This window comes from Arthrobacter sp. FW306-1B-G06A, from assembly GCF_058781765.1.
In genome coordinates, this window is sequence record NZ_JBYSXB010000003.1 from 75,534 (window position 1) to 83,583 (window position 8,050).

Below are 8,050 nucleotides of genomic sequence, written 5' to 3' on the forward strand. Positions count from 1 at the left end.
TTCACAGTAGACTTAAGTCTATGAACGAACGAAAACCCGCTGCCCCCGTTTTGGGGGGCGGCGGGTTTTTGCGTGTCCGGATGGATCTTTCGTACGACGGCGGCCCTTTCAACGGGTGGGCGCTCCAGCCCGGTCTCCGGACCGTGCAGGGATCGCTGGAGGAGGGGTTGGCGCTGATCGTCCGGCGCCCTGTCCGGGTCACCGTGGCGGGGCGGACCGACGCCGGTGTCCACGCCCGGGGACAAGTGGCGCACATTGACCTGTCCGAGGCCGAGTGGGACGGGCTGCCGAGGGGACACGAGATCGACCCCGCTGCCGCGTTGTTGCGGAGGCTTCGCGGCGCCTTGAGCCGGGTCCTTCAGGATGAAACCGGCGCCATTGAAGTGCACGACGTCGGATTGGCGCCGGACGGTTTTGACGCCCGCTTCTCAGCGTTGTGGCGTCGCTACAGCTACCGGATCGCCGATGGGCCGGAACGCTGGGATCCTGTCTTGCGCAGGCTCACCCTCTGGCACAAGGCGGAGTTGGACGAGGCCGCGATGAACGCGGGGGCCGCGACGCTGCTCGGGCTCCAGGATTTCCGCGCCTACTGCAAGCCCCGTGAGGGAGCCACCACTATCCGCGAACTGCAGCGGCTAGAGTTCGTCCGCGGCAACGACGGCGTACTGCTCGCCAATGTCCAGGCCGACGCGTTTTGCCACAACATGGTGCGTGCGCTGGTGGGATCCGCATTGCGTGTGGGGGAGGGCCTGGAAAGTCCGGAGTGGCTGCACGAGCGTTTGCTTGCGGGGGTCAGGGACGCCAAGTCCGTGCTTGCCGCGCCGCACCCCTTGGTGCTTGAGGAAGTGGCCTATCCCTCTGACGACGAACTGTTTGCACGGGCCGAGCTGACGCGGGCACGGCGGGAGTAGGTTTGGGGGCGTCCACCCCGGACGGCCGGCCGTTGACCGGGGCTTGGACGTTGGACGGCCCCCTCCCGGTTCTGGGTACCGTGGAGGGGGCCTGCGATGACCGCCCACGGTTCTGGGTTCGCGGGTGGTCGGTCAATAGCGCCCCAGATGCGCTGGTCGTGGGAGTAGTTGTTCCTAGGGCAGTCCCAGAGCGGTCTTCACTCCTGTGGCCAGTGTGCCGAAGTAACCGTTCAGGGCAGTCCCGAACAGTCCGACTCCGGCTACGATGACCATCGCAATGAAGCCCACCAAAACTGAATACTCTGTGGCCGTTGCTCCCTGTTCTCCAGCCGAGATCCTGATTAGCTGCTTGAACCTTCTTTTCATATCGATCACCGTCTGTTCTTTAGTGTGACGTTAGGAGAACGCAGCGATGATGTTCATGACGGCTGGCCCCAGCAGGATGATGAAGAGCGTAGGAAAGATGCAGAAGATCAGAGGAAAGAGGATCTTCACCGGGATCTTCATGGCGTACTCCTCGGCCCGCTGACGGCGCTTGGTTCGCATTTCCTGGGCCTGGGCCTTGAGGACTTTGGCGATGGCAATACCGTAGGCGTCGGCTTGGACAACCGCCCTAATGAAACTGCGGACGTCGGGAACATCTACGCGCTGGGACATGTCGAGATATGCGTCCCTGCGGCTTCGTCCCACCTGAATGTCCTGTAGGGTCCTGATGAACTCATCTGCCAACGGTCCCTTGCCGCTTTCCGCCGCACGGGCCATGGCGGCTTCAAAACCTAGACCTGCCTGGACGGAGATTAGCATCTGGTCGAGTGAGTTTGGCAACTCCAATCGAATTGCCTCGCGCCGTTTCTGCGCATTCGAACGAATGAGAAGGTCCGGGACGAAATAGGCCAACGCGATTACTGCGATACCAAGGAGAAACCTCCCGGCCGAGGGGTCGCCGAGGAACAACAGCACCCCGAGGACGCCACCACTGAGTGCCAACAGCGGTTTGATCATCAAGATCCGGCCCAATGGCCAGTCCTTGGGACGACCAGCCCCCGCCAGTTGCTTGTCGAGCCAGGCGATATAGCCTCCTGGTACAAGTTGCCGTGAAATGGCCGTCAAGCGATCGCTAAGGTTGGTGGATTGTGGCGCAGTGGGCGTGCGGACACCGAGATTCGTCCGAATGTTGCGTGTCCCTACCCGGTCCCCGGTGAAGGCGAGCCAGACCATCCAAGACACAGGGGCCACAATGGCCAACATGGCTGAATATGGGAAGATTTGCACGATGGTTCCCTCCTAGTATTTCGGCTTGATGAGCCGGCTCAACCACCATGCGCCCACGCTGAGCATGACCGCGGCAGCGGCAAGCATGAGATAACCAGGCACAGTAGATGTGAAGGTGTGGGCGTAGCTCGGGTTGATGAACAGGAGCGCGATGAACATGACAACGGGTAGCGCGAGGAGGACCAGCGCGGACATTCGCCCTTCGGCACTCAGCGCCCTGACCTGCCGGCGGATTTGGTTCCGGTCTCGGATGGTTTCGCCAACGTGGTCCAAGACCTCGGCCAAGTCCCCGCCGACTTCTCGGTGGATTTCGATCGCTTGGGCTATCCAACCGAAGTCCTCGCTTTTCGTCCTTATGGCGACATCGCTGAGGGACTCTCCGAGATCGCGTCCGATCCGAGTTTCGTTGACGATCCTGCTCATCTCCTCGGCCATAGGTGCTTCGCTCTCTTGGGCGGTGGCATCGACTGCCCTTAAGAGACTGTGCCCCGCCCGCATTCCACCGCTCAACATCTGGAGCGCATCGGGCACCTGTTCGTCGAATTTCGCCGAACGCCGGGCCGTCAGCACACCCAGAAACGCCACTAGGGCAAGCACAGCGATGAGGCACATCAGGATTGTGAAGACGAGACCACCCAGCAGGAAGCCGACGGTGCTGGCGAGAACCACTACGATTCCAGCAATCAGCACGTAGTCGGCTGGTTGTTTCTTCAATCCTGCGGCATCCAGTCTCGCCTGAGAAAGGTATCCACCAGAGCGCGAATGAATGCGTGTTTGGATGGCACCCCTGGCGCCGTCGGTAAGCCGCGTCAGAGCAGACGTGTGGATCGGCAAATCGGGACGGCGCCTTTCGGCATCAAGGGTCCTCCGTGACTTGAGAACCACCAACACGAGCAGAAGCAAAGCAAGATAGACCAAGCCCAACCCGGCCGCCAGCATCATGGATTGGACTCCCGACTCGCTCATCGCAAGCCTCCCACCATCGGGGCTCCAAACACCGCAGGAGAGATCGGAATCCCCAGTTCCGCAAAACGATCGGTGAAGCGAGGCCGGACTCCCGTCGGCATCGGCTTACCAAGGAAGCGACCATTTGCATCGACACCGGCTGAGTAATCAAAGACGAAGGCGTCCTGGAGGGTTACGATGTCGCCTTCCATGCCTTGGACTTCCGTGATGTGCGTGACTCGGCGTGTTCCATCTCGCAAGCGGCTAATGTGCACTATTAGGTTCACGGCGGAAGCCACTTGTTCCCGGATGGCCCTGAGGGGAAGATCCATGCCAGCCATCAGAACCAGAGTCTCGAGGCGCGCGACCGCATCCCGCGGGGAGTTGGCGTGGACCGTGGAAATGGAACCGTCGTGGCCCGTGTTCATGGCCTGAAGCATGTCGAGGGACTCTCCTCCGCGGACCTCGCCCACTACAATGCGGTCCGGACGCATGCGGAGTGAATTGCGCACGAGATCCCGAATCGTGACCTCACCGCGTCCCTCAATGTTGGCCGGTCTGCTCTCGAGGCGTACCACGTGCTCCTGTTGGAGTTGCAATTCGACGGCGTCCTCAATGGTGACGATCCGGTCTTCTACGGGAATGAACGACGAGAGGACGTTCAACAGGGTTGTCTTCCCAGTGCCGGTACCGCCGGACACGATGATATTCATTCGAGCCAGGACACAAGCCCTCAGGAGCTCCGCCATTTCCGGAGACAAGCTGCCAAACTCGATGAGTTTGTTCACCGTGAGTGCTTCACGGCCAAACTTTCGTATCGTCAGTGAAGGCCCATTCACCGCGAGGGGGGGAATAATGGCATTCACGCGGGAGCCGTCGGGGAGCCGTGCGTCGACCAACGGAGACGACTCGTCAATTCGCCGCCCGACCCTGGACACAATGCGTTCAATAATCCGCCGCAAAGCCTCGTCGGAGGAGAACTTGGCCTCGGTCTTGTAAAGCCGGCCATACCGTTCGACGTAGATGCTGTCGTAGCGGTTGACCATGACTTCCGTAATTTCCGGATCGTCCAGGAATCGCTGGATAGCGCCGTGGCCGAGGACGTCGTCGATGATCTCAGCCGTGAGGCGCTGCCGTTCGGCTGACGTCAGGGGCACCTGCTCTTCGTCGACTACAACCTTCAGCTCATCGCGAACGTACTGGTGGAGTTCTGTCTCGTCCAGGGAAGAGTCGGAGAGCCTGGACCCGAGTCGCTCAAACAGGGCCTTGCTTGCCCGCTCCTTAAGGTCGCCGAGTGCTTCGCTCGCCAGGATCGTGGATGGCATGTTTTCATCCGCGTGCGCCATGGTGTTCGAGGACTCGGCTGCTTTCGCTTCTTGGATACGGCCGAGTGTTGCTGCTGTTGGCGTGGCCATTCCCGGGGGGACTGTCGCGGCGTCTTGTGCTGCGTCTGAATCAGGGCTGAACCGACGACTTTCGAGTCTGCGTGAGAGGTTCACCGGACTACCGCCCTTCTGTGCATCTGCTTGTGTTCTCGCTCGTCCCAATTGGGCTTAAACCGGCTAACCAGCTGGCGTAGGCCCTTGATGGCGGCATCTCTTGTTCCGTCCTGCAGCAGCGGGACGCCTTTGTTCGTGGAGAAAGGAAGGGTCCGTGACCGGGGAATGGCAATATCCACCGGAACCCCTATGGTTGCTTCCACGTCCTTGAGGACTAGCCCGCTTTTGGGGTCGGCCATGTTCAGGACGACATGCCGGTACTGGGGCAGCAGTTGCAGTTCATCGAGAATGCTAAGGCCAGTCCGCAAACCCCGGATACTCGGAATGTCCATTCCGCACACCCACACGGCGTCCGTGGCACTTTCAAGCGCGGCGAGCACATGCTCACCAAGCCCAGGGGCTGTGTCTATGACGACGTATTGGAATTCATGGCGGAGCTGTTCAATCAACCTGGAGACGTGCTGAGCCGTGATGCGATCCATTTCGACGGGATTGCGCGGGGCGCACAGCGCGTAGATGCTCGCCGGATGGACGCTCAAGTATGTCTTGAGCACCATGGAATCCTGACTGGCTGGACCGAGCACGGCGTCCGTGATGGTGTGCTCGGGATTCAACAGCAATCCGCTCGCCACATCGCCGAACTGTAGGTCCAGGTCTACGATCACCACGCCCATCGGCGCCAAGGTCCCCAGGCCCACTGCCAGATTAGTGGCCACCGTTGTCTTGCCCACGCCGCCCTTCGGCGACATGACGGCGATGATTCGCCCACCTGAAACCTGGGAGGGGGTCTCTATGGCGTTGGGGGCAAGACCTCTTCTCCGACCGGCGGCTGCGAGGCTTGCCCGCTCCACCATCACACGGATGGTGTCCGAGTCCGCTGCGGGGGAGAGGAGGTCGCGCACCCCGGAGCGCATTGCTGCGAGGACCAATGACTCGTTCTGTTCCGCGGCCAGCACCACACTGATTTCCGGAAACTGGAGATCCAGCAAGGACGCATGTTTGAGAGAGTCATTGATTTCCAGGCCGGGGCCCAAGATCAGCACTTCAGGCGGTTCTCCAAGGAGCTGGTCCAGGATCTCCCGTGGCCCTGCAGGCAAGTAGTCGGCCTGGAACCACTGGAGGCTTCCGCTCATTCCAGCAGTTGCCGAGCGGACGCGCCGTTCGAAGTCAGGTTCCGGGGTGATGAGAACGAAGCGGCTCATTTGAATACACTTCCCCGGTCGATGACACCTGTTGCGCTTGCAGTGGCACCTGATGGCTCCTTGCTCAGATAGATGGTCCCGAACTCAACGGCGTACACGATTTTCTGGACGTCGACGGCGGAGCGGGCCACCGTGACGAGGTAGCCACTCCCTGCGCCCGCGGTCTTGTTGGCGTTCAGGGAACCGCTGCTTGCCTGAGAGGTGGAACTTGAGTTGTCTGCAATCGTTCCGCTGGCGTCCTGCACTGCGGTGACCAGGACTTTGTGGAACGTAAAGTTTGTCTGGTCAGGGGAGCTGGATTTGTCATCGGCTTTGAAGGAAAGCATCACGCCGACGGTGTCTCCGGCCTTCACTGTTCCGCCGACAGCGCGTTCGATCGGCAGCTTGAGGGTGACCTCCTGAAGTCCGTTAGGAACTTCAACGCGGCCCGGACCGGCCAAGCTGGTTGGATCGACCATCCGGGTCGCAAGCAATTGCTCACCGGGCATGAACTCGATCGAAGAAACCTTGGAACCGAGGTCCCCGAGATTCGTGACGCTGTCGGCCGCAATGGCTGACTTTGGCACGGACTTTTTGACGACGGAATCCCCGAAACCGGCCGTCGGAGTGCCAGCGGGAATTTCCTTTTGGATGACGTAGACGTCTTCCGTTTCTGTATTTGCCAGAGCGCGCTTGTCGGCGCCCTGGACGTAGAACACGAGCATCACTGTTCCAATGATGGCCACGACAAGCGCAGCGATGCCTCCCAGTAGGCGTGTTTTCACTTTTCTTCCTTCCCAGATGCGCTCGTCAAAGGGCGCGATTTATTGGATGAGTTGCGGCGGAAGATTGGCCCCGCCTTGCGTGTATCCCCCTCCTTGGTACACAGAGGGGTCCGCAATCCAGCTGACAAAGTACCCGCGGACACCGTTGTTGCTTCCTCCAAGACCGGTTTGATCTCCGCCGGTCATACCGGGGAAGTTGTATCCGGTGAGATAGAAGGCTGCGTAACCTTTGATGTAATACTTGCCTCCAGCGCCGCCTGCCGAAGCTTCTGTGAAAACGGGGAAGGCAACCACCGTATTCAGATAACCGCTGATGAGTGTCTTGCACTCTTTTGGCATGCTCAGACCGGTCTTGCTCTGCGCGTAAGGATCGACAACTCCCGGCGTTGTAGGATCATCGGAATAGACCTTTGCGGCGCACGAGCCCGTCTCGGGAATCAGCCATTCGAAACCAGCCGGGATGACTTGGCCGGACGGACTGTCACTCACACAGGTAGTGCTGCCGTGGGTGAGAATCGTTTGCGTAGCGCCATTGATGTCGAATTGGCATGGAGCGAAGGCCAGCGGCAGGATCGCGGGGCCGGATCCAGGGCCGCCCCATGTCGCAGTGGCTTGGGCACCGACCGTCACTGGGCCGGTGTTGAGAGCGTTGGCGAACATCTTGCTTAGGTAGCCGGCTCCGGTTGTGCCGTCCTTGGTGGATGTTGTGACTGTTACCTTGCCCGGCACGCTTAAATCCACCGACTTCACAGTGCTCGCGCCATCGTTGGCGTTGGAGTTTGCCAGGGGGCCGGCCAACGAAATGTTGCAGGAACCTTTGGCGCAGCTGTTCGCGACTGCGAGGGCTCCGGAATCCGCCCCGTTTTGCAGCTGGGCGCGTTCTGCGTAGATTTGGCCGACGTCAACCGCGACCGCACCTACTCCGATGAGCACCAGCATCATGAGTGCAACAAGCACCCCCGCCGCGCCGCGCTCTCCGTCGGCGAATTCTTGACGCCGATTCAGCCGTTGCATTGCATTGCCCCTTTGCCGGTGACAGTGACGTTGGAGCCAAAGAATCCCGTGAGGGACTTGCCACTGTAAGTGGTGGTCACTGTGACGGTGGGAGGGGGACTGCCGGCCGCACAGGCTCCCGAGTAGCTGAAGCTCAGCTTGGAGGTGTCCAGCGAGGGTGCTCCGGCCTTGCCGGCCGCGGTTGCCTTGCTAGAGTCGTTGGTGATTGCCATGGTCCGCGCAGCTTCACGCGAGGCTTGGGTGACGGAAACCTGGATGTTATAGGCATTCGAAAATTCGACAATTGCAATGATCAGGGAAATGAGGATGGGCGCGACAAGTGCGAATTCGACGGCCACCGCGCCCCGCTCATTGTTCCTGGAAGTTTTGATCCTGTGTTTCATTGGATCCCCCTGGGTACGTGCTGCTGAAGTCCGCAGCAAAAACGGTGCGTTGTGGGGGGG

The 8,050-nt window shown here is 60.4% G+C and carries 9 protein-coding genes; 1 reads left to right on the forward strand and 8 read right to left on the reverse strand.

Annotation, left to right across the window (positions count from 1 at the left end; all coding sequences use genetic code 11):
* The first annotated feature begins 20 nt into the window (after nucleotides 1-20).
* Nucleotides 21-911: a tRNA pseudouridine synthase A gene (locus AC3WJM_RS02310; RefSeq protein ID WP_332602038.1), complete on the forward strand. Its 891-nt coding sequence runs from the start codon at nucleotides 21-23 to the stop codon at nucleotides 909-911.
* 174 nt (nucleotides 912-1,085) lie between these two features.
* Here AC3WJM_RS02310 and AC3WJM_RS02315 read toward each other — a convergent pair whose 3' ends face one another.
* The 8 genes from AC3WJM_RS02315 to AC3WJM_RS02350 all read right to left on the reverse strand — a co-directional run bounded on the left by AC3WJM_RS02315 (nucleotide 1,086) and on the right by AC3WJM_RS02350 (nucleotide 7,990).
* Nucleotides 1,086-1,277, reverse strand: a complete 192-nt coding sequence (locus AC3WJM_RS02315; RefSeq protein WP_492271162.1) for a Flp family type IVb pilin — start codon at nucleotides 1,275-1,277, stop codon at nucleotides 1,086-1,088.
* Nucleotides 1,278-1,307: 30 nt separating this feature from the next.
* Nucleotides 1,308-2,183, reverse strand: coding sequence for a type II secretion system F family protein (locus AC3WJM_RS02320; RefSeq protein WP_492271107.1), 876 nt, complete (start codon nucleotides 2,181-2,183; stop codon nucleotides 1,308-1,310).
* A gap of 12 nt (nucleotides 2,184-2,195) precedes the next feature.
* The gene (locus AC3WJM_RS02325; protein ID WP_307052506.1) at nucleotides 2,196-3,149 is read right to left on the reverse strand and encodes a type II secretion system F family protein; all 954 of its coding nucleotides are present in this window, start codon (nucleotides 3,147-3,149) and stop codon (nucleotides 2,196-2,198) included.
* Nucleotides 3,146-4,474, reverse strand: coding sequence for a TadA family conjugal transfer-associated ATPase (locus AC3WJM_RS02330; RefSeq protein ID WP_307052569.1), 1,329 nt, complete (start codon nucleotides 4,472-4,474; stop codon nucleotides 3,146-3,148). The genes AC3WJM_RS02325 and AC3WJM_RS02330 overlap by 4 nt, the downstream gene beginning before the upstream one ends.
* A 149-nt stretch (nucleotides 4,475-4,623) precedes the next feature.
* Nucleotides 4,624-5,829, reverse strand: coding sequence for a CpaE/TadZ family protein (locus AC3WJM_RS02335; protein WP_307052507.1), 1,206 nt, complete (start codon nucleotides 5,827-5,829; stop codon nucleotides 4,624-4,626).
* Nucleotides 5,826-6,593 carry a Flp pilus assembly protein CpaB gene (gene cpaB, locus AC3WJM_RS02340; RefSeq protein ID WP_307052508.1) on the reverse strand — a complete coding sequence of 256 codons (768 nt, stop codon included), beginning with the start codon at nucleotides 6,591-6,593 and terminating at the stop codon, nucleotides 5,826-5,828. The genes AC3WJM_RS02335 and cpaB overlap by 4 nt, the downstream gene beginning before the upstream one ends.
* 39 nt (nucleotides 6,594-6,632) lie before the next feature.
* Nucleotides 6,633-7,607 carry a TadE/TadG family type IV pilus assembly protein gene (locus AC3WJM_RS02345; RefSeq protein WP_307052509.1) on the reverse strand — a complete coding sequence of 325 codons (975 nt, stop codon included), beginning with the start codon at nucleotides 7,605-7,607 and terminating at the stop codon, nucleotides 6,633-6,635.
* Nucleotides 7,595-7,990 carry a TadE/TadG family type IV pilus assembly protein gene (locus AC3WJM_RS02350; RefSeq protein ID WP_307052510.1) on the reverse strand — a complete coding sequence of 132 codons (396 nt, stop codon included), beginning with the start codon at nucleotides 7,988-7,990 and terminating at the stop codon, nucleotides 7,595-7,597. Before AC3WJM_RS02350 ends, AC3WJM_RS02345 begins: the two co-directional genes overlap by 13 nt.
* Nucleotides 7,991-8,050: the final 60 nt, after the last annotated feature.